The 20853-nt window shown below is 71.0% G+C and carries 23 protein-coding genes and 1 riboswitch; of the genes, 15 read left to right on the plus strand and 8 right to left on the minus strand.

The genetic code is table 11. The features are described from left to right. Positions 1 to 37 precede the first annotated feature (37 nt). The 3 genes from RMT89_RS11790 to RMT89_RS11800 all read left to right on the plus strand — a co-directional run bounded on the left by RMT89_RS11790 (position 38) and on the right by RMT89_RS11800 (position 1764). Positions 38 to 820: an Ig-like domain-containing protein gene (locus RMT89_RS11790; RefSeq protein WP_315883709.1), complete on the plus strand. Its 783-nt coding sequence runs from the start codon at positions 38 to 40 to the stop codon at positions 818 to 820. Continuing rightward, the gene (locus tag RMT89_RS11795; RefSeq protein WP_007491831.1) at positions 817 to 1248 is read left to right on the plus strand and encodes a L,D-transpeptidase; all 432 of its coding nucleotides are present in this window, start codon (positions 817 to 819) and stop codon (positions 1246 to 1248) included. Before RMT89_RS11790 ends, RMT89_RS11795 begins: the two co-directional genes overlap by 4 nt. A 366-nt stretch (positions 1249 to 1614) precedes the next feature. Further along, positions 1615 to 1764, plus strand: coding sequence for a hypothetical protein (locus tag RMT89_RS11800; protein ID WP_007491835.1), 150 nt, complete (start codon positions 1615 to 1617; stop codon positions 1762 to 1764). Here the strand turns inward: RMT89_RS11800 and RMT89_RS11805 are convergent, their stop codons facing one another. Next, entirely contained in the window at positions 1765 to 2469 is a 705-nt protein-coding gene (locus RMT89_RS11805) for a vancomycin high temperature exclusion protein (protein WP_007491837.1), read from the minus strand. 275 nt (positions 2470 to 2744) lie between these two features. Between RMT89_RS11805 and RMT89_RS11810 the strand changes: the two genes are divergently transcribed. From RMT89_RS11810 to RMT89_RS11825, 4 genes are all read left to right on the plus strand, one after another. Further along, positions 2745 to 3527, plus strand: a complete 783-nt coding sequence (locus tag RMT89_RS11810; RefSeq protein ID WP_106432590.1) for a DUF5134 domain-containing protein — start codon at positions 2745 to 2747, stop codon at positions 3525 to 3527. Between the two features lie 214 nt (positions 3528 to 3741). Then, complete coding sequence (locus tag RMT89_RS11815; protein WP_078508438.1) at positions 3742 to 4155, plus strand: cupredoxin domain-containing protein; 414 nt, start codon at positions 3742 to 3744, stop codon at positions 4153 to 4155. Between the two features lie 47 nt (positions 4156 to 4202). Next, a riboswitch (cobalamin riboswitch) is annotated at positions 4203 to 4338 on the minus strand. A 149-nt stretch (positions 4339 to 4487) separates the two neighbouring features. Further along, positions 4488 to 4781 carry a heavy-metal-associated domain-containing protein gene (locus RMT89_RS11820; protein ID WP_007491840.1) on the plus strand — a complete coding sequence of 98 codons (294 nt, stop codon included), beginning with the start codon at positions 4488 to 4490 and terminating at the stop codon, positions 4779 to 4781. 113 nt (positions 4782 to 4894) lie between these two features. Beyond that, the gene (locus RMT89_RS11825) at positions 4895 to 7216 is read left to right on the plus strand and encodes a cation-translocating P-type ATPase (RefSeq protein ID WP_007491841.1); all 2322 of its coding nucleotides are present in this window, start codon (positions 4895 to 4897) and stop codon (positions 7214 to 7216) included. Between the two features lie 199 nt (positions 7217 to 7415). Here the strand turns inward: RMT89_RS11825 and RMT89_RS11830 are convergent, their stop codons facing one another. The 6 genes from RMT89_RS11830 to RMT89_RS11855 all read right to left on the minus strand — a co-directional run bounded on the left by RMT89_RS11830 (position 7416) and on the right by RMT89_RS11855 (position 13356). After that, a complete protein-coding gene (locus RMT89_RS11830) occupies positions 7416 to 8093 on the minus strand; it encodes a response regulator transcription factor (protein WP_007491842.1) in 678 nt (225 codons plus the stop codon). Continuing rightward, positions 8090 to 9421, minus strand: a complete 1332-nt coding sequence (locus tag RMT89_RS11835) for a sensor histidine kinase (RefSeq protein WP_007491843.1) — start codon at positions 9419 to 9421, stop codon at positions 8090 to 8092. Before RMT89_RS11835 ends, RMT89_RS11830 begins: the two co-directional genes overlap by 4 nt. 93 nt (positions 9422 to 9514) lie before the next feature. Next, entirely contained in the window at positions 9515 to 10363 is an 849-nt protein-coding gene (locus RMT89_RS11840) for an ABC transporter permease subunit (protein ID WP_007491845.1), read from the minus strand. Next, positions 10360 to 11328: an ABC transporter ATP-binding protein gene (locus tag RMT89_RS11845; protein WP_007491847.1), complete on the minus strand. Its 969-nt coding sequence runs from the start codon at positions 11326 to 11328 to the stop codon at positions 10360 to 10362. Before RMT89_RS11845 ends, RMT89_RS11840 begins: the two co-directional genes overlap by 4 nt. A gap of 298 nt (positions 11329 to 11626) precedes the next feature. Continuing rightward, entirely contained in the window at positions 11627 to 11944 is a 318-nt protein-coding gene (locus RMT89_RS11850; protein ID WP_007491849.1) for a metal-sensitive transcriptional regulator, read from the minus strand. Between the two features lie 707 nt (positions 11945 to 12651). Then, positions 12652 to 13356, minus strand: a complete 705-nt coding sequence (locus tag RMT89_RS11855; RefSeq protein WP_139063523.1) for a formyltransferase family protein — start codon at positions 13354 to 13356, stop codon at positions 12652 to 12654. A 242-nt stretch (positions 13357 to 13598) separates the two neighbouring features. Here RMT89_RS11855 and RMT89_RS11860 point away from each other — a divergent pair, with 242 nt between their 5' ends. Together RMT89_RS11860 and RMT89_RS11865 are read left to right on the plus strand one after the other, a co-directional pair. Then, positions 13599 to 14279: a TlpA disulfide reductase family protein gene (locus RMT89_RS11860; protein ID WP_007491853.1), complete on the plus strand. Its 681-nt coding sequence runs from the start codon at positions 13599 to 13601 to the stop codon at positions 14277 to 14279. Then, positions 14276 to 15049, plus strand: coding sequence for a cytochrome c biogenesis CcdA family protein (locus RMT89_RS11865; protein ID WP_007491854.1), 774 nt, complete (start codon positions 14276 to 14278; stop codon positions 15047 to 15049). Before RMT89_RS11860 ends, RMT89_RS11865 begins: the two co-directional genes overlap by 4 nt. Positions 15050 to 15279: 230 nt before the next feature. Here the strand turns inward: RMT89_RS11865 and RMT89_RS11870 are convergent, their stop codons facing one another. Continuing rightward, positions 15280 to 16539, minus strand: a complete 1260-nt coding sequence (locus RMT89_RS11870; RefSeq protein ID WP_315883710.1) for a DegT/DnrJ/EryC1/StrS family aminotransferase — start codon at positions 16537 to 16539, stop codon at positions 15280 to 15282. Positions 16540 to 16911: 372 nt separating this feature from the next. Here RMT89_RS11870 and RMT89_RS11875 point away from each other — a divergent pair, with 372 nt between their 5' ends. From RMT89_RS11875 to RMT89_RS11900, 6 genes are all read left to right on the plus strand, one after another. After that, positions 16912 to 17124 (plus strand): hypothetical protein, encoded by a 213-nt coding sequence (locus RMT89_RS11875; RefSeq protein ID WP_007491856.1) that lies wholly within the window; start codon positions 16912 to 16914, stop codon positions 17122 to 17124. An 11-nt stretch (positions 17125 to 17135) separates the two neighbouring features. Then, positions 17136 to 17393: a hypothetical protein gene (locus RMT89_RS11880; RefSeq protein ID WP_007491857.1), complete on the plus strand. Its 258-nt coding sequence runs from the start codon at positions 17136 to 17138 to the stop codon at positions 17391 to 17393. A gap of 130 nt (positions 17394 to 17523) precedes the next feature. Continuing rightward, positions 17524 to 17979 (plus strand): hypothetical protein, encoded by a 456-nt coding sequence (locus RMT89_RS11885; protein WP_007491859.1) that lies wholly within the window; start codon positions 17524 to 17526, stop codon positions 17977 to 17979. After that, positions 17976 to 19571, plus strand: coding sequence for an apolipoprotein N-acyltransferase (gene lnt / locus RMT89_RS11890; protein ID WP_167546281.1), 1596 nt, complete (start codon positions 17976 to 17978; stop codon positions 19569 to 19571). The genes RMT89_RS11885 and lnt overlap by 4 nt, the downstream gene beginning before the upstream one ends. 18 nt (positions 19572 to 19589) lie before the next feature. Then, on the plus strand, positions 19590 to 20453 hold the full coding sequence (lgt, locus tag RMT89_RS11895; protein ID WP_007491863.1) for a prolipoprotein diacylglyceryl transferase: 864 nt from the start codon (positions 19590 to 19592) through the stop codon (positions 20451 to 20453). Beyond that, on the plus strand, positions 20450 to 20701 hold the full coding sequence (locus RMT89_RS11900; RefSeq protein ID WP_007491865.1) for a hypothetical protein: 252 nt from the start codon (positions 20450 to 20452) through the stop codon (positions 20699 to 20701). The genes lgt and RMT89_RS11900 overlap by 4 nt, the downstream gene beginning before the upstream one ends. The last annotated feature ends 152 nt before the right edge of the window (positions 20702 to 20853 follow it).

The raw sequence follows: 20853 nt of genomic DNA on the forward strand, positions 1-20853 counted from the left end.
AATCACTTAGCGTTCAGGTAACCAGGGGAGGGTTCTCATGCGACAGCGCCTGACAGCACGGCTGGGCCGCCGGACCGTCCAGCCGCTCGCGCTCGCCTCGGCCGCCGTCGTCCTCGCCGCGTGCAGCACCGACGGCAAGGCGGACAGCGGCGCGGACATGGCGGCCGACGACGCCAAGAACGGTGGCCCGGCCGCGATAGTCGTGGAACCGGGCGCCGACAGCGAGAAGGTGCCGGTCAGCCGGAAGGTCACGGTGCGCGCCGACGGTGGATCCCTGACGTCCGTCGAGGTCGGCTCCCCCGGCCCGGGCAGCCTCTCCGGCACCTGGTCCAAGGACAAGTCCGTATGGACCTCCACCACCCCCCTCGCCCCGGGCGCCACCTACACGGTGAAGGCCCGGGGCAAGGCATCCGGCGGGTCGGCCATCGGCAAGACCGCCTCCTTCACCACCGAGGCGGCGAAGAACACCTTCGTCGGCACCTACAACCCCGACAAGGGCACGAAGGTCGGCGTCGCGATGCCGGTGTCGATCACGTTCAACAAGCCGATCCACGACAAGGCAGCCGTCGAGCGGAACCTCAAGGTCACCGCCACCCCCGCGGTCGAGGGCGCCTGGAGCTGGATGAAGGACCGCGACGGCAAGGACCGCGTCGACTACCGCCCCAAGGAGTACTGGAAGCCCGGCACCGACGTCACCCTGCGCATGGACCTGGCCGGCGTGAACGCGGGCGGCGGGGTGTACGGCACCCAGCAGCGCGTCGTGAACTTCCGCATCGGCGACGCCGTGACCAGCACCGTCGACGTGGTGAAGAAACCATGACGGTAGCGAAGAACGGCAGGACGCTGCGCACGCTGAAGGTCTCCGCCGGCAAGAAGGACTTCGAGACCTGGAACGGCACGATGGTCGTGCTGAGCAAGGTGCCCACGATCCGCATGAACTCGGCGACGGTCGGCATCTTCGGCCCCGAGGCGTACGACCTCGGGGCGGTGAAGTGGGACGTGCAACTCACCCCCTCCGGCACCTACGCACACGCGGCTCCCTGGAACGAGGGCAAGTTCGGCCGCGTCAACGGCAGTCACGGGTGCATCGGCATGAGCACGAGCGATGCCAAGTGGTTCTACGACCAGGTGCACCTCGGCGACCCGGTCACGGTCGTCAACTCCGTCGACACCGTGGCGGTCAACAACGGCTACGGCGACTGGAACGTCGACTGGGAAACCTGGAAGAAGGGCAGCGCCCTGGACTGACACACCGGTTCCTCATGCCCCCAGCCCGGCCGCTGGTTCGTCTACGTCGCCTTCCGTGACGCCGGGACGCCCACAACGGAGACCTGGATCCCGGTCGAGGCCGACTCCTCGCAGGTCCTGCACGAGACACGGCCGCTGTACGTACCTCCCGCCCCGCAGAAGGACGGCGTGGGCCGGACGGCCGGCGCCGTCGCGCTGTACGGGCTGTCGGTGGCGATCCTGGTCGCCGTCGCCCGCTCCGGTACACCGCTGCCGCAGGGGTGAGCGTGCACCGGGTACCGGCCGGCCGACCATGACCTGAACCCCGGACTGCCGGATGACGGTCCGGTACGGCGGTGTCGCGGGCGGGCCGCGAGTGCGTCGGCCGTGCTCCGGGAGACTGGCCTCGGTGACGGCGTGCTCTCCGAACGGCGCGTGTTCCACGTCCTGTCCACGACAGAGGACCAGACGGGAGGCCCGCGCGGCTTCGTGGAGAAGCGCACGCCACGGTTCAGCGGCTCGCCGGCCGACGCCTGATCACCGGGCGTCGGCCAACGCCCGCGCCACCCCCGGTTCCTTCGGCCCGAGGAACCGTGGGTCCGGCTCGAACACCACGTCCAGGGCCGCCTTGCTCGCGGCGAACAATTCGCGGGTGGCGCCGTAGTACCAGACCGCGTCGTGGTGGTCGGCGGCCCCGACGCCGTACGCGTCGATTCCCGCCTCCTGGCACAGGGCGACCGCCCGGCGGATGTGGAAGCCCTGGCTGACGAGGATCGCGCGGTCGACGCCGAAGATCTTCTTGGCGCGCACGCAGGAGTCCCAGGTATCGAAGCCGGCGAAATCGCTGACGATACGGGCGTCGGGCACGCCGCGATGGGTGAGGTAGTGGCGCATGGCATGCGGCTCGTCGTAGTGCTCACTGCTGTTGTCGCCGGTGACCAGGACCGCCTCGACACGGCCCTCGCGGTACAGCTCCGCCGCCGCGTCGAGGCGACTGGCGAGGAAGATCGACGGCTCGCCGTTCCTGAACAGGCCCGCGCCGAAGACCACGGCCACACCGGTGCGCGGGGCGTCGGCCGTCGTCCGCAGCCGCTCGTCCGCCGCCGTGAACACCCATGTCGCGGGAAGCAGCGCCAGCACGCACAGCAGCATCAGCGCCTGCACTGCCCGCCGTTGCCCCGCGCGCGTGCGCGGCAGACGGGGCCTGAGGACGGCGTTCAGGTGCGGGCGCGGCAGACGCATGACAGTGATACCCCCGGTTCGTCGGCCACCGTGCTCAGCAGCGACGGCTTGTGTGTCTCGGCTGTTTCTGTCGTCTCGACAGCCACCAGCGCTCTGACAAACGAAGGACGCCGCACTTGGTCCCGCTCACCCTCACGGCGTGACTGAACACCTTCAGCCCCCAGAACGTACTAAGGGCACTAGCAGTTGGTGCCCATGCGGCGCCCGTGGCGCTCGTACGACGCGGCGGCGTCGGCCGTACGGCCAGCCGTACTCGGACGATCGGGAAGGTGAAGATGGGATTTCTGGCGCTCAGTTGGACACGGTTCGCGGCGGGCGGCGACCTGCTGATGGGCCTGTGCATGGCTGCCATGGCGCTGCCCGCGACGGTCGGCTGGTATGCGGGCTACGGCATGTGGTGGGCGGTCGCGTTCGGCATCCTGACGCTCGGTGGCGTGGTGATGGCGGTCAAGCACACGCGCACGTGCGGATGGAAGCACGGCCGTCACTGGGTGCACCTCGTCGTCGGCAGCGCCGGTATGGTGATCATGACGCTCGCCATGACGAGTACGCCGTCCGGACCGGTGCTCGCCCTGGGTGGCTCCTCCATGGCGAACATGCCGGGCATGGAACACTCGGCGAGCACGACGGGCACGGAGCAGATGGCCGACATGGAGTCCATGGAGGGGATGGACATGCCGGGCATGGCGAGGGCCGCGGTGGACGCCGGTTCCGCCACGGGGTCGTCTTCCGTGTGGCGGTTCGTGATCGCGGCGCTTGCCCTGTACTTCCTGCTGGCGATCGGCGCGTCCGTGTGGGCGCGGGTCCGGGGCACCAGCCGGGACGGCCGGGGTGCCGGCTCGCGGTCCGGCTGGGGGCGCTGGCTGCTCGCCATGCCCGACACGGTGCTCGTGTTCCTGGCGTCCCTGACGATCTCGGTGTGGGACAAGACCAAGTCGGCGCAGCGCCGGGGCCACGGTCGGCGCCGCAAGCTCGGAGCGGCCCCGGACGCGGCCCTTACGGCCCATATCGGCATGGCCGGAACCATGTCCGCGATGCTGCTGATGATGGTCGCGTAACAGCAGGGGCGGTCTGCGCAGCAGCGCGGCGGCAGTGCGCCGCCTGCGGGTGGCTCAGAGCACCGTAGTCACCCGAATCTGCGAAGCCGGTTCGTATTCAGCCTCCGGGATGGAGACAATGGATCCAAGCGATCCACGCACCCGGGCGGGCTCGGACTCCGCGACCCCCGGCGCATGCCTTGCCCGCGGGCGCCCGTCCGAAGGGACCGGTCCGATGTCGCCCACACGCCGCCGCAGGCATGCCGTCCCGTTGGCGCTCGGATCAGCCGCTGTTCTGCTGTTCGCGACAGCCTGTTCCAACGGGGCCGACGAGCCCGCCTCGACCTCTCCCAGCCCGACTTCCTCGTCATCGAGCCCTGCGTCCGCCCCCGCGGACACAGCTGGCATCACGATGGAGAACTTCGCGTTCCGTCCTGCGGATCCCGAGGCGCGGCCGGGGCAGCAGATCACCGTGGTCAACAAGGACTCCGCCGCACACACCGTCACGGCGACGGATGGCGACGCCTTCGACACCGGGAGCATCTCCGGCGGAGACTCCGGGACGTTCACCGCCCCGTCCGAGGCTGGTCGCTACGCCTTCGTCTGCACCTTCCACCCGAACATGACAGGCACTCTGATCGTCCGTTGAGACGCCGAAGCACTCATGGAACCTCCTCGCGGGGTGCACACGCCCCGCCGTTCAGGAGGACGACGGGTCAGTGTCCGACTCCCGGGGCAGCACCGGTCACGGTGGCGGGACCGTCCCGGAGTGTCACCGGGTTCCTGCTCACCGTCACCTCGGTCGCGACGCGCCTACTAAGTAAATTAGCGAGTTGGCCTCGCCTCAAACAGGTCGCGTGAGCAGCACCGCAGATGCGGAATACCCCTAGGGGGTATAGCGTTGCCCTCTGCCGGGAGGGACGGGGAAGCGACGCCCCTCCCGGAAACGACCCACGCATCCAGACCCCCGAGGAAGAAGCCATGACCACTGAGACGAACCCCGGCTCCTGCTGTGGCACCGGGTCCTGCGGCTCCGGCGCGACGGTCGACGTCCAGGGCGTCGGTGTCACCACCGTCTACAAGGTGTCCGGCATGACCTGCGGCCACTGCGAGGGCGCGATCTCGAAGGAGATCTCCGCCCTGGACGGCGTCACCGCGGTCCAGGCCGTCGCCCAGACCGGCGAGGTGACCGTCACCTCCGCCGCCCCGCTCGACGAGGAGGCCGTCCGCGCCGCCGTCGACGAGGCGGGCTACGAGCTCGTCGGCCGCGCCTGACGGCTCAGTCGGGCCCCACGGGCCTCGGATACACGAATTCCTCCCCGCGCCGGGACGTATCGCTCCGCTGATACGGACGCCGTACGTCCCGGCCTCCCCCTGGAGATACGCCCATGACCAGCACGGCTCCCGAGAAGGCAGTCCCCGACACAGCAGCCGCGCCCGCCCATGCGGTCGAGCTCTCCATCGGCGGCATGACCTGCGCCTCGTGCTCGACCCGCATCGAGAAGAAGCTCAACCGCATGGACGGCGTCACCGCGACCGTCAACTTCGCCACCGAGAAGGCGAAGGTCTCCTACGCGGACGGCATCGAGGTCGCCGACCTCATCGCCACCGTCGAGAAGACCGGGTACACCGCCGAGGAGCCACCCCCGCCTGCGTCCGCCACTGCCGACGAGAGCGAGGGCGAGGCCGCACCGGCGGCGGACGGCGAGCTCCTGTCACTGCGGCAGCGGCTGTACGTGTCGCTGGTGCTCACCGTGCCCGTCGTGCTGATGGCGATGGTGCCGGCCCTGCAGTTCGACAACTGGCAGTGGCTGTCACTGACGCTGGCCGCTCCGGTCGTCGTCTGGGGTGCCCTCCCCTTCCACAGGGCCGCCTGGACGAACGCCCGCCACGGTGCCGCGACCATGGACACCCTGGTGTCCATCGGCACGCTCGCCGCGCTCGGCTGGTCGGTGTGGGCGCTGTTCTTCGGGCATGCCGGGATGCCGGGCATGCGGCACGGCTTCGAGTTCACCGTCTCCCGCGGGGACGGCTCCTCCTCCATCTACCTGGAGGCCGCTGCCGGGGTGACCACGTTCATCCTCGCCGGGCGCTATCTGGAGGCGAAGTCGAAGCGCAAGGCGGGTGCCGCCCTGCGAGCGCTGCTGGAGCTGGGCGCCAAGGACGTCTCCGTACTGCGCGACGGCAAGGAAGTACGCATCCCTGTAGCGCAGTTGGCCGTGGGCGACCGCTTCGTCGTACGGCCCGGCGAGAAGGTGGCCACGGACGGAACCGTCGTCGAGGGTTCGTCGGCGGTGGACGCCTCGATGCTGACCGGCGAGTCCGTGCCGGTCGACGTGACCGTCGGCGACGCCGTGACCGGCGCGACCGTCAACGCGGGCGGCCGACTGGTCGTCGAGACCACCCGGGTCGGCGCCGACACCCAGCTCGCCCGCATGGCCCGGCTCGTCGAGGACGCCCAGAACGGCAAGGCCGAGGTGCAGCGCCTCGCCGACCGGATATCGTCGGTCTTCGTTCCCGTGGTCATCCTCATCGCGCTCGGCACGCTGCTGACCTGGCTGTTCGTGACCGGTGACGCCACCGCCGCGTTCACCGCCGCCGTGGCCGTCCTGATCATCGCCTGCCCCTGCGCGCTGGGGCTGGCCACCCCGACCGCCCTCATGGTCGGCACCGGCCGCGGCGCCCAGCTCGGCATCCTCATCAAGGGCCCCGAGGTCCTGGAGTCCACCCGCCGCGTCGACACCGTCGTCCTCGACAAGACCGGAACCGTGACCACGGGCCGCATGCAGCTCCTGGACGTCTTCACCGCGCCGAGCACGGACGAGGGCGAACTACTGCGGCTGGCGGGTGCGTTGGAGCACGCCTCCGAGCACCCGATCGCCCAGGCCATCGCGGCCGGGGCCGTCGAGCGAAGCGAGACAGGGGTCCCCCCTGCCGAAGGCTGGGGGAGGGCCGGCAGTCTGCCGGTGCCGGAGAACTTCGAGAACATCGCCGGCCTCGGCGTCCAGGGCGTCGTCGACGGACACGCGGTGCTCGTCGGCCGCGAGAAACTCCTCAAGGAGTGGGTCATCGAGCTGCCCCGGGATCTGGCCGAAGCCAAGGCCGCCGCCGAGGCCGAGGGGCGCACCGCGGTCGCCGTCGCCTGGGACGGCGAGGCACGCGGTGTCCTCACCGTCGCCGACGCGATCAAGGACACCAGCGCCCAGGCCGTGGCCGAACTGCGCGCACTCGGCCTGAAGCCCGTCCTGCTGACCGGGGACAACCAGCTCGTCGCCGAGTCCGTCGCCCGCTCCGTCGGCATCGACGAGGTGATCGCCGAGGTCCTGCCCGAGGACAAGGTGGAGGTCGTCAAGCGGCTGCAGGACGAGGGCCGTACGGTCGCGATGGTCGGCGACGGCGTCAACGACGCGGCCGCCCTCGCCACCGCCGACCTGGGCCTCGCGATGGGCACCGGCACGGACGCCGCGATCGAGGCGGGCGACCTGACCCTCGTACGGGGCGACCTGCGGGTGGCCGCCGACGCGATCCGCCTCTCCCGCAGGACCCTCGCGACCATCAAGGGCAACCTCTTCTGGGCCTTCGGCTACAACGTGGCGGCGCTGCCGCTCGCCGCCCTCGGCATGCTCAACCCGATGATCGCGGGAGCGGCGATGGCGTTCTCGTCGGTCTTCGTGGTGACCAACAGCCTGCGGCTGCGGTCGTTCAAGTAGGCCTGAGAACAACGCTGCTGATCGGAGGGGCCCGGCCTTGCTGGCCGGGCCCCTCGGCGTTGAGCCGCTCCGCTGTGACGTTCAGAGCTTCGTGACGCCAGTTCTCCGTCGCTCTCTGGTGCGTTGGAAGGCTGCGGAACGCGTCACCGCAGGGGCGGAGCCAGGGAACAAGCCGGAGCGAGCAAGGCCGGGCCGGCGGTCAGGTGGGGGTGTTGGGCCGGGCCAGTCCAAGGTCGTAGGCGAAGATCACGGCCTGGATCCGGTCGCGGGCGCCGATCTTCGCGAGGACGCGTCCGACGTGGGTCTTGACCGTGGACTGGGACAGCACCAGCCGGTCGGCGATCTCGGAGTTGGTCCAGCCGCGGCCGATGGCGACCAGGATCTCGCGCTCGCGCTCGGTGAGGGAACGCAGCCGGGGATCCTGGTCGGCTTCGCGGCCGTGCGGGATGCCCGGCAGCTGGTGGGCGTAGGCGTCCAGGAGGCGGCGGGTGAGCCCGGGGGCGATGACCGCGTCACCGGAGGCGACGGCGCGGATACCGGCCAGGAGTTCCTCCGGGAGGGCGTCCTTGAGGAGGAAGCCGCTGGCGCCGGCGCGCAGTGCGGCGTGGGCGTACTCGTCGAGGTCGAAGGTGGTGAGGACCAGTACGCGGGAGCGGCCGCCGGCGGCGACGATGTGCCGGGTGGCCTCGATGCCGTCCATACCGGGCATGCGTACGTCCATGAGCACGACGTCCGGGCGTAGTTCGGCGGTCTTGCGGACCGCCTCCGCGCCGTGGGCGGCCTCGCCGATGACCTCGGTCTCGGGGTTGTTCTCCAGCAGCATGCGGAAGCCGAGGCGCTGCAGCGGCTGGTCGTCGACGATGAGCACGGTCGTCATGTCGGGCTGTCCGTTCGCGGCAGCGGCGACCCGCCTGCCGTGGTGAGGTGGAAGGCGGCGTCGACGGCCCAGCCGCCGCCCGGGCGCGGTCCGGCCGTGACCGTTCCGCCGTACAGGGCGGCTCGTTCCCGCATACCCGCGATGCCGTGCCCTTCGCCCTCGGGGTCGGTCGGAGGATGGTGCGCGGGTTGCGGGAGGCCGCCCGCCGGGCCGGTGTCCTCGACGCGGACGTGCAGTTCCTCGCCTTCGGCGGCGACGGTGAGCCGGGCATTGGTGTCGGTGCCCGCATGCTTGAGGGTGTTGGTCAGTGCTTCCTGCACGATGCGGTAGACGGCGAGCTGTATCCCCGCGCCCAGGGCCTCCGGCTGCCCGACTGTGCGGTAGTGGACCTGCGGGCCGGCGGCGCGGACGCGTTCGCACAGCGCGTCGAGGCCGGCGATGCCGGGCTGGGGGCTGAGTTCGCTCGCCATTGTCACGTCCGGTGGGTCCTGGCCGGGCGCCTCGCGCAGCACCGCGAGCGTGCGGCGCAGTTCGCCCAGGGCCTGGCGGCCGGTGCCGGCGATCAGCTGGAGCGCCTGCTTGCCGCGCTGAGGGACGAAGTCCACCGCGTCGGCGCCGCCGTCGGCCAGCCCGATGATGACCGCGAGGTTGTGGCCGACGATGTCGTGCATCTCGCGTGCGATCCGGGCACGCTCGGCGGCGGCGGCCAGCCGGCTGCGCTGATCGCGTTCCAGCTCCAGCCGGGCCGCCCGGTCCCGCAGCGCCACCAGGTAGGCCCAGCCGAGCCGGATGCCCAGGCCCAGGGCGACGGCGGCGGTCGCGGCGCTGCCGAGGAAGAACAGCGCGACGAGCGGGGACAGCGGGACGGGCACGCGCACCGCCGCCAGCCCGAGGGCGGCGAGCACGGCCGCGCAGCCGAACCCCAGATGCCGCAGCCTGCCGTGCCTGGCCAGGCTGTAGAGGGCGATGAACAGGGCGATGTCGCTGTGCAGCGAGACATCCAGCGACCACTGCACCAGGAAGACCGCCAGGACGGCGCCGAGGACCGCTGAAGGCGCTCTGCGCCGCCACAGCAGCGGCAGGATCAGCCCGAGCTGCAGAGCCACGATGCCGTACGGGGGCAGGCCCCCCGTACGGACGAGCGCCACGTGCTGCCGGCCGGTGCGCAGGTCCAGCAGGCCGAAGACCAGCAGGGCGGCCAGCACCAGCGCGGTGTCCAGCACCCAGGGGCGGGCCTGGTCGACGCGCCGCAGCCGACGTGCGACGCGGGTCAGCCACGCGACCTGGGGGTGACCCCACAGGGGGTCCTCGGTCATCACGGTCGTCATGGGCGGCACCTGTCCATCATCGGTGATCCTTCGAGCGACACCTCCAGGAGTTCCGCGAAGGGCGTCGCACACGGGGCGCACCGGGCGGGGCCGTCACGCGTCGCTGCGCATCAGCCGGTAGGCGGCGCCGGCCAGCGCCAGCAGCGTCCAGCACAGCAGCACGGCGAGACCGGCTCCGGGCGACAGCGCATCGGAGGACTGGGACAGGCCGTACATCGACTCACCCGCGTTGCTGGGCAGGTACGGCCCGAGGTCCTGCTCCCAGTCACTCGGCAGCAGAGCGACCAGCCCGGGGATCAGGAGCAGTACGGCGACCAGCACGGCGACGCCTCCCGCGACCGAGCGCAGCACGGCACCCAGGGCGATGCCGATCACCCCGACCAGGGCGAGGTAGACCCCGCCGCCCAGCAGGCTGCGCACCACACCGTCACTCGACAGCGAGAGCGCCACCGGCGTGCCGGAAAGGAAATGGCTGCCGGCCTTGTACGAGACGAAGGCGCCGACGCCGCCCACGGCAAGGGCGACGAGGGCGAGGACCGCCGCCTTGGACCACAGCACCGGGAGCCGACGCGGAACCGCCGCCAGCGTCGAGCGGATCGTGCCGGTGGAGTACTCCCCCGCGGTGACGAGCACTCCCAGGACCCCCAGCGCCAGTTGGCCGAAGCTGATCCCGAACAGGGCCAGGCTGACGGCTGTGGCACCGGCGAAGTGCCCCTCCACGGGCCGGCCCGCCTCGCTCTGGGACGCGTACCGTGCCGCGGCGATCAGCCCGAAGGCCAGAACGAACAGCAGCGCCAGACCGAGGGTGATCCAGGTGGAACGCAACGACCAGAACTTCGACCATTCCGAGCGCAGGACCCGCCAGGACGTCACCTTGTAGACGGGCCGCTCGCTGCGCACGGGGCTCTCGTCGGGAGCGGGGGCCTGGGTGACGGTGCTCATGCTGCGCTCCCGCTCTTCTCGGTGGCGTCGGCCTCGCCGGCGGCGCGTCGGCCAAGGGTGGTGCTGCCGTGGTACTCGACGGCGTCGCTGGTGATGTCCATGAACGCCTGCTCCAGCGAGACCGTCTGGGGGGTGAGCTCGAACAGGGCGATCCCGGCCTCGGCCGCCCTGATCCCGATCGTGCGCGCCGACAGCCCCGTGACCTGCAGCTCCTCGGAGCCCGCACGGCCGGTGATCTCCACGCCCGGACCCGCGAGGACTTCACGCAGGCGGCCGGGGTCGGCGCTTGCCACCTTCACACTGTCGCCACCGGCCTGGCGGACCAGATCGTGGACGGTGGTGTCCGCGAGCAGCCGCCCCCGGCCGACGATGATCAGGTGGTCGGCGACCTGCGAGATCTCGCTCATCAGATGCGAGGAGACGAAGACGGTACGGCCCTCGGCGGCGAGATCGGTGAGCAGGTTGCGGATCCACAACACACCCTCGGGGTCCAGGCCGTTGACAGGCTCGTCCAGGATGACCGTGGCCGGGTCGCCGAGCAGCGCGGCGGCAATCCCCAGCCGCTGGCCCATGCCCAGGGAGAACGCACCCACGCGCTTCCTCGCCACAGAACCCAGGCCCGTCAGCTCGATGACCTCCTCCACCCGGCGGCGCGGGATGCCGTGTGTGTGGGCCTGCGCCATCAGGTGGGCGTAGGCGGTGCGGCCGGGATGCACCGCCCTGGCCTCCAGCAGCGCGCCGACCTCCTGCAACGGCGCGGCGTGCCGCGCGTAGCGGCGGCCGCCCACGGTGACCGTGCCCCCGGTGGGGGCGTCCAGCCCAATGATCAGCCGCATGGTCGTGGACTTGCCCGCGCCATTGGGCCCGAGGAAGCCGGTGACGGCACCGGGCCTGACCGTGAAGTCGAGCCGGTCCACCGCCGTCTTCTCCCCGTACCGTTTCGTCAGCTGATACGCCTCGATCATCGCGCCTCCGTGGCAGAACTCCGACGGACCCCGCCGGCCCGCGTCACCGCCCACGCTAGGCACGGGTGCCGCCCGCCCCGTAGTACCCGGGGGCCATCCGGAGCACGGGCGTCGTACCGCGGTACCACAGGCGGCAGGCAACGCTCGCCCGGCAGCTGTACACGCAGAGCATTCCGGTACGGACATCGCCACCATGCTCGGCGCAGTCCCGCCACTGTCTTCCGCCACCTCGACAGCGGTCCGGTACTTCAGTCGCCGAGCGGCCAGTGATCACCCCCGTGCCGAGCACGGGCCGGGATCACGTGCGCAGCAGCCGCTCGACGGCCTGCGCAGCCTCGGCGACCTTGTTCCGGGACACGTCCCCTCCCGCCGCCATGGCCTCGCGCACGCAGTGCTCCAAGTGGCCTTCCAGCAGTTGCATGGCCACCGCCTGGAGAGCCTTGGTGGTCGCCCCGACCTGGGTGAGCACGTCGATGCAGTACTGATCCTCCTGCACCAGGCGCTGCAGGCCGCGGATCTGGCCCTCGATGCGACGGAGTCGCTTGAGGACGGCGTCCTTGTCGTCGTGGTAGCCCGGTGACGCCTGCTCGACCTCGGCTTGCTCAAGCTGCCTCATACCCCCCAAAGGTATTACCTGGCGGCGCCGGACGGAAGCCGGACGCACCTCCCCGCAGGAGGCCCGGGGTCCGGCTGCAAGGGCCTGAGCCTGCCGGGCAGTCGAAGGCTCCTCCTGCCGCGCGCCCTCCCCGCCGTCCCACCGCCCCCTTGCGGTCGCTCATCGCCGACCCGCCCTGCCTGGCGTGACTCGACAGGTGGCCAGGCGGGTCGGCCCGGCGTCTCCCGGTGCCGCGGACGGCGTGTTCCGTCGCCCCGGCTCGGCGTGGTTGCTGCGCTGCCTGTATCACGTCCGGCCGGTCAATCGGCGGCTGACAGGACGGGGATGGACGTCATGAACGACGACAACGAGTGCGCCGGGCACCTGTCGAAGCAGTCTCGGCTCACGCGCGTGCGGCAATCGGCCCGCAGGTGGCAGACCGGGCAGCTTGTGCGGCGCTGGGGGCGCCGGCTCTCTTCGGGGCACTCAGTCGCCCACCAGTGAGGAGCTTCCAGGCATTTCAGGCTGTGTACGTTGGCGATGAATACGGCAAAGCGAGTCGCTGCACCCATCGCGCATCAACATCAAACGCCCACTCGGAAGCTGTGTCCTACCTTCTCTCCGCGGGTCACCGCGCCGGGAAGCTTCGCATCGGTGAAACCCGAGAGCCCGGCCGGTGTCGTGGCGGGGGCTCCACTGACACCGGCCGGGCGTTCGCAGGGCGACGGTTACTGGTGACGTGCGGCATCCACGTCGGCAGTCGGCGCGAGGCCGGGCCGGTGGCCGTCTGCGTCCGTGGCACCTGTGCCGCGGACCACGGACAGGAAGTCCCGCAGCGTGACGAGCTTGAGGCCCGTCCGGCGGGCCTGCTCCATGTGGTTGCGCTCCGGATAGGAGTAGTACGAGCCGCCCTCCGGCTGGGGCCGCGCCTCGTCGAGGAGGCGGTCGAAGTCGGACAGGACCTCGTCCAGTATCCCGACTCCCGCACGGTTGACCCAGGAGTCGTTGAACAGGACACTGCGGCCCGCGGGCGGGACGGTGGTGCGCTGGGCGAGGACCGGGCCCGCGTCGATCTCCCGGTTCTCGATCAGATGGGCCGAGATGCCGAAGGGTGTGCCCGGCTCCAGGGCGCTGAAGAGGGTGGGGAACAGGCCGCGGCAGTGCGGCAGGTAGGCGGCGTGGACGTTGATCACCGCACGCTTGGGGGCGGCGATCACGCGTTCGCGGATGATCTGGTCGAACCAGTAGATGACGATGAAGTCGAGGTCGGCAGCCTCCAGCCTGGCGGCCACCTCGGGCGAGTTCACGTTGCCGGTGTTGATGTACTCGATGCCGTGGGCCTCGCAGAGTTCCCGGACGCCACGGCGCGTGCTGCGGCCGCCGCGCAGGCGAGCGAGCAGCCGGTCGGCCCGGACCGCGGCGGGGTACAGCATGAACGAGTACGGCACACTGACCGGCAGGAGCGGCTCGAACGAATCGACGACAGCTCTCGGATGCCCGTACAGGGCAGGGCAGGATACCCCGGGGGTAACTGGCAACCAGCGGGCGCCACTCACCCCCACACGGCACTCGAGCGCTACCCGCGCCCCTCCATAAGACCCCGCATCCACGGCTCCGCAAGCGACTTATTAAGCTCCTTAGAAGCTCAGATCAAGCCGTCGTGAAGGAGGCAGCCGTGGCCCCACCGGCACGCCGCACGCATTCCGTCCCCGCGGTGCCACCGGCGGACCGAGGCGTCAGCCGCACACGGGGTCGTCTCCAGGTCAGGCGGCGGGCGGCGGGCCTGGTCGCGGCCGCCCTGCTGCTGACCGCGTGCGGGACGGGTACGACATCCGGCTCGTCGGACACCAAGAACGCAGACGCGACCGGCACCCGTCAGGCACTCACCCAGTACCCGCCCGGCAAACGGACCGCGGCCCCGATGCTCAGCGGAAAGACGATCACCAGCGGCCGACTGGACCTCGCCGATCTGCGCGGCAAGGTGATCGTGCTCAACGTGTGGGGTTCCTGGTGTGCCCCGTGCCGGGCCGAGGCACCCGACCTCAAGAAGGCGTCCGAGGAGACATATGACCTCGGCGTGCGGTTCGTCGGCATCAACACACGGGACAACGACGCGGCCGCGAAGGCCTTCGAGCGGAACTACGGCATCACGTACCCCAGCTTCCGCGACCCCGACGGCAAGCTCCTCCTGGGATTCGACGGACGCATCCCGCTGTCCGCGGTTCCCAGCTCCGTGATCATCGACCGTGACGGACGAATCGCCGCCCGCATCATCGGCCCGACGACCTACACCACGCTGAGCGAGCTGGTGAAGGGCATCGCCGCGGAGAAGAACAGCGGAGGTGCGGCCAAGTGACACTCGCCGCCGGCGTCGGGGAGACGGTCCTGGCGGGCCCGCTGCTCCTCGCCCTCCTGCTGGCTCTCGCCGCGGGAGCCCTGTCCTTCTTCTCCCCCTGCTGTCTGCCCCTGGTTCCGGGTTACCTCTCGTACGTCGCCGGCATGTCCGGCGCGGGTGCCACCGATGCGGCGAGGCGAACCGCCCGGTGGCGCGTCCTGGTCGGCTGCCTGCTCTTCGTCGTCGGTTTCGCCGCCGTCTTCACCAGCTACGGCGCGCTGTTCGGCGGAGCGGGCGCCGTACTGCTGGTGCACCAGCGCACGCTCGGCATCGTGCTGGGCTCGCTCACCATCGTGCTGGGCCTGGTCTTCGCCGGGCTCCTCGACAAGCTGCCGCCGGCCGGATTCAGCTGGCGCCCCTCTTTCCGGCCCGGCGCGGGCCTCGCGGGCGCGCCGGTGCTCGGAGCCCTCTTCGCGATCGGCTGGACACCGTGCATCGGCCCCACGCTCGCGGCCGTCCTGTCCCTGGCGGCGGACAGCGCGAGCGCCGGGCGCGGGGCCGTCCTCTCGTTCACGTACAGCCTCGGCCTCGGCATTCCCTTCCTGCTCGCGGCGGCGTCGTTCGACGGCGCGATGCGGCGCTTCACGTGGGCGCGGCGGCACGCGCGGGCCGTGATGCGCTTCGGCGGAGTGCTGCTGGTGGCGGTGGGAGTCATGCAGGTGACCGGCTGGTGGGGGCAGCTCATCGCCCAGCTCCAGACACTCATCACCAGCTTCCAGCTCCCGCTGTGACCCGCCCGCCGCTTTGGAGAACAGGCCAGTTCTCCGCCCGGAGAAGACGCCGAGCTTGACCGGCATGGGCGACTCCTGCTCATCGTCCCGTCCCGGCAGCGCCAGAAGCGGCCCCGCCAAGTCGGCGGACCGCCATCGCCCGCATCGCCGCAGACCAGGGCAAGCGGCGTCTCTCAGGCGTCGGATTCGCCGCCGCCCAGCGAAGACGGCGAGGAGGCCGACGCCTGGGGTCACACCCCCGGCGCCTCGTCGCGGAGCGTCGAGGCCGGCAGCGGTTCCGCCGGCTGCGGAGCCTCCCGTTGCAGCAACCGCATCATCCTCCGCGCCAGGAGGGGGTCCACCGGCAGCGCGTGCGCCGCGAACCAGCGGGCCGCTTCAGGCGCCGGCGACGGCTCCACGAACTCCGGTCCGGCGAAGTCGTCCAGGGGCGGGTCGTACACATACCCGCTCACCACACCGCACCGCTCCAGACGCGCCACCAGCCCGTCCCGGTCGCGCACCATCAGGGGTACGCGGAACAGCGGCGGCACATGGCGGTCCTCAACCCCCTCCGCGACCGCGCCCCGCACACCCGCGGCGGCCCACACCGTGCCGCCCAGCAGCCTCGTCCCCGCACGGCGCCGGGACAGGTCCGCGTCAAGGCCGCTCATCCGCCGCCGCAGCGCGTGCCGCAGAAGGCGTCCGTGCTCCCTGCGGTATCCGTGCAGATCGACTCGAACCCAGCGATCGAAGGCCATCAGGTCCGGTCTGCGGCCCGCCGCCTCCCGCAGGTGCCGTTCGTGCAGCTCCATACGGAAGTGCTCACGTTCCAACAGCCCCAGGGCGCACATGGTCCGCCACACGGGCCGGACCAGATGGAGCCGCTGTACCGCGGAGCGCGCGACAGGACGCAGGGCGGCCGCCAGGTCCTGACGCAGCTGTCGCGGCGCCAGAAGCTCATCGCGCAGGTCCTCCAGCGCCTTGCGGTCCCCTGGATCCTCCGGCGCCAGGAATCCGCCACCGGTCGCCCCCGCATGCTTGCCCAGGCTGAAGGCCGCGGCCGTTCCGAAGGTGCCGATCGGGCGGTCGCCCACCGTGGTGCCGATCGCATGTGCCGCGTCCTCCAGGAGAGGGATGCCCATGCGGTCGCACCGCGTGCGCAGCCCGCCGGCGTCGTCCGGCATCCCGTAGAGGTTGGTCGTCAGGACGGCGTCAACGCTGCGCCAGGTCGATTCCGGCACCGCGCGGACGTCGATGTTCCCGTCCCGGGGGGACACAGGCGCCAGTACGGGGCGCAGCCCCGCCGCCAGCACGACGAACAGCATCACGTCGTCGTTGACCGGCGACATCAGCACGCTTCCACCGAGAGCGCACCAGCGGCGCAGTGCCAGGTACACAGCCAGTCGGCACGACGGGACGTACACACATGCCCGGCCGAGCCGCTCGCGCATCAGATCCTCGAGGGCGCCGCCGGCCGAGAGCGACGGACGTGGTGGCTCTCCCGACCGCACAGCTCCCCCTTTGCTTCGGTATGGCATCCCGAGACCTCCGGGGGCCCGGAGAGGTGCGCGATGACCGGCTCCCAACCGGTGATCCCTGCGCGAGGCCTCGATGGTGGGATGTGAACGAGAACACTAATTACGTTAGTAAGTGAGGGCAAGGATGCCACGCCCGACCCGCACGCGAAGGCCCCACCACCGACATCGCCGACCGAACCACAATCGGCCACACCCGCCCCCACCCCGGAACGCGACAGCGAGCAAGTCGTCACCTTCCGCACGCGGCCGCACGCGACTGGCGCCGACTTCCCGCATTATCTAAACTTCTTAGTAGATTGCAGTGGGCTCGTCGAGCGACCCACAACCCACCGGGAGGAGACACTCATGCCTCAGTTTCTGTATCCGCTGCTCCTCCTGGCCTGCCCGATCGGCATGGGCCTGATGATGTGGCTCATGATGCGAGGAGGCTCGCATCCCTCGCGGCGGAACGAATCGGCATCGACCCCGACCGAGCTGGACGAGCTCCGCAAGGAAATCGCCGAGCTGCGCTCCGCACAGGCCACCCGGAAAGACACGCACGAAACCCTCCAGAACTGATCTTCAGCCCCATGGCCGCGCCGGCGATTCTGATCGGCGGCCTGCTCCTGGTCGCGATCTTCTACGACATCTGCCGACTGATCGGCACTTACCAGAGTCGGCGCCCTCCCCTCGCCCGCCTCAGGGGGAGACGCTCGGCGCTTGAGGCCGAGGAGCGGTGGTGCACAGGCCTGCTCCTGCACGGACACATCGACGCGAGCTCCTACCGGCGACGCATGAGCGGCCTTGCCCACGGTCAGCGCGTCGTCGACCCTCGGCCGCGCCCCTGATCGACTCCTTCATTGCTACTAATCCAATTAGTGATTTAGCATGGCCGTCCGCCGCCGGCCGGCGGCCATCACGAGGCGCTCCCCGTTCGCCGGGCCCTCCGGTCGGCGGCCCGATCCCGAGGAGCAGCCCATGCGCACCTGGCCCGCCCGCAGATGGGTCGTGGCAGTCGCGGTCACAGTGATCGCCGCACTCGTCATCGGCGTGCCGACGGGCGTGGTGCCGACCCCCTTCTACACGCGGATGACTCCGGTGTTGTGGTGGAACTACCCGGTGTGGCTGGTCAGTTCCGTGCTGGAGGGGCTCCTGGTGGCCACGTACGTCCGTATCGGCCCGGCCGACGTCCCCGCGGCCGGGCCGCCCGAGCGTCCCCGTACCGTTCGCGCCCTCGGTGCGGGACTGCTGTCGGCGTTCGCGGTCGGCTGCCCGATCTGCAACAAACTCGTGGTGCTGGCCATCGGTGTCAGCGGCGCCCTGACGTTCTTCGCGCCGGTGCAGCCGGTGCTCGCCGTGGCTTCGGTTGCCCTGCTCGTCCATGCGCTGGTCCGGCGGCTGCGCACCGCGAACGTCTGCGCAGTGCCTTCGTGAGGGCCGCTTCACCGCGCGTGGCCCGCCCCGGTGCGGCCACGCTCCGGTCCTGGGCGGCGGCCTCCTCCGGTGGGCTGCTTCTCTACGCCTCGTTCCCGCCGGTCGGGTGGTGGTTCCTGGCCCCGCTCGGTCCGGCTCTGCTGATCCTGGCGGTGCGCGGACGGCGCGCCCGGTCCGCCTTCGCCGCTGGCGGGATCTTCGGCATCGCCTTCCTCGCCCCGCTGATCGTCTGGCTGGCGAACCTCGGTCTGGTCCCGTGGCTCACCCTCACGGCCATCCAGGCCATAGTCTTCGCACTCGCCGCGATGCCGCTGCCCCGCTTGATCGCGCTGCCGGGCTGGCCGCTGTACACCGCCGCGTGGTGGGTGGCCCTGGAGGCGGTACGCGGCCGGGCTCCGCTCGGCGGCTTCCCCTGGGGACGGCTGGCCTTCGGGCAGGCGGATGCCCCCTATGCCGACTGGGCCGCTGTCGGCGGCGGCCCAGCCCTCTCCTTCGCCGTCGCGTTCCTGGGATCGCTCCTGGTGTACGGCCTGACGGAGTGGCGCGGCGGCCGCCGGCACATCAGCGCGGCCGTATGCCTCGGCATGGCCACCCTGATCGCGACACCGCTCGCCCTCCCTGCCCCGGGGACATCCGGGCCGAGCGCCGTGGTCGCCGTCGTCCAGGGCAACGTCGAACGCGAGCGCACGCTTCAGGAGCAGGCCCGGGTGCGCAACGTCGCACAGAACCACGCCCGCGAGACCAAGGCCCTGGCCGACGCCGTACGCCGCGGCGAGGTCCCGCGGCCGGATGTCGTCCTGTGGCCGGAGAACTCCCTCGACGGCGACCCGGGACGCGATCCGGAGCTCGGCTCCCTCGTCGCCGACTCGGTCCGCGAACTGGACAGCCCCCTCCTCATCGGCGCCATGCTGGAAGCCCCCCGCGCCCGGGCCTACAACGCCGGTCAGCTGTGGCTGCCCGGCCAGGGCCCGGTCTCCTGGTACGCCAAGCGCCAGCTCGTCCCCTTCGGCGAGTACATCCCGGCCCGCTCGCTCCTCGGCGGCCTCGGCGCGCTCCAGCTCATCCCCCGCGACCTCCTGCCCGGTACTTCCACGGCCCCGCTGGCGGCCGGGCGGGTACTGCTCGGTGACGTGATCTGCTACGAGATCGCGTACGACGACCGGGTCCGCGACACCGTACGGGCGGGCGCCAACCTCCTCGTCGTCCAGACGAACAACGCGACGTACGAGCGCGGTCTCCAGGCCGGGCAGTCCGAGCAGCAGCTGGCGATGGCCCGCATCCGCGCGATCGAGTACGGACGGGCGGTCGCCCTCGCCTCGACGAGCGGGGTGAGCGCCGTCGTCGGGCCGGACGGACAGGTCATGGACCGGCTGGGGACCTGGCGTGGCGGCCACCTGGTGGAGCGGGTGCCGCTCGCTTCGGGGCTCACCCTCTCCGAGTGGCTCGGTGTGTGGCCCGAGGTGCTGCTGGGGGCGCCCGTTCTCGTCGGTCTGGCGCTCTCGCTGCGTCGCTCGCGGCGCGCCGCAGCCGCAGCTCAGGCGCCTGCTTCCAGGCCCGAGCATGACCAACCGTTTACTAAGCTACTTAGCTGAATCTCTTATAGTGCAGGTATGGAACTCGCCGCACTGCCCAGCCCGTCGACCGGAGTCCTGTACCTGGGCCCGGTCCCGCTCAGGGCGTACGCCTTCTGCATCATCCTGGGCGCCTTCGTCGCCGTCTGGCTCGGCACGCGCCGCTGGGTGGCGCGCGGCGGCAAGAAGGAGACGATCGCGGACATCGCCATCTGGGCGGTGCCCTTCGGGCTCGTCGGTGGCCGCCTGTACCACGTGATCACCAGCCCGGACGCGTACTTCGGGGAGGGCGGCGAGCCCATCAAGGCCCTGTACATCTGGGAGGGCGGCCTCGGTATCTGGGGCGCCATCGCGCTGGGCGGCCTGGGCGCGTGGATCGGGTGCCGCCGGCACGGGGTTCCGTTCCCCGCGTACGCGGACGCGGTCGCGCCCGGCATCGCGCTCGCGCAGGCGATCGGGCGTTGGGGCAACTGGTTCAACCAGGAGCTCTTCGGCCGCCCCACCTCCCTCCCCTGGGGCCTGGAGATCTCTCCCGACAAGCGGCCCGAAGGCTACGAGAACGTGGCGACGTTCCACCCCACCTTCCTCTACGAGTCGCTGTGGGACGTGGGCGTCGCGGTGCTGGTCATCTGGGCCGGAGCGCGCTTCGCCCTCGGTCACGGGCGGACCTTCGCGCTCTACGTGGCCGCCTACACCGCGGGCCGGTTCTGGATCGAGTACCTGCGGATCGACGAGGCGCACCAGTTCCTGGGCCTGCGGCTGAACAACTGGACCTCGATCGTGGTGTTCGCCGGCGCCGTCACCTACCTGGTGATCTCGGCCCGTCGGCGCCCCGGCATGGAGGACATCGCGCAGAACGACACCGGGGCGGACGCCCCCGCGGCAGAGAAGGCGAGCGCATGAGCGGCAGCAACAGCATCAAGCACAGCAAGCTCAAGATCGGGAAGGTGCACACCCGGTCCGTGCCCAACAGGATCTTCGGATGGTCCCTGTTCGGGCTGAGCCTGGTGGTCATCGTGGTGAACTGGATAGAGGAGTTCAGCGAGTTGGAAGTGCTCCCCGGCGGCCACTCCTTCTTCTACCTGGGGGGCGGCATTGTCGCGGCCGCCATCGGACTCTGGAGGGCGGGCGTCATGGACGCCAAGTCGTAGCCGGAGCAGACCTTGCCCACACCCCGAACAGCGTGGCTCTCTTGTGTGTGGCGACCCCGTGGCCAGGGCCGCTCGCCTGCCGCCTGGGGGATGGGCGACTGGCCCCAGCGTCCACACAACGGCCCTCTCGTCGGACCGCCGACGGACGACCG

Origin of the sequence: Streptomyces sp. P17 (assembly GCF_032436805.1) — a bacterium.
Taxonomy (GTDB): domain Bacteria; phylum Actinomycetota; class Actinomycetes; order Streptomycetales; family Streptomycetaceae; genus Streptomyces.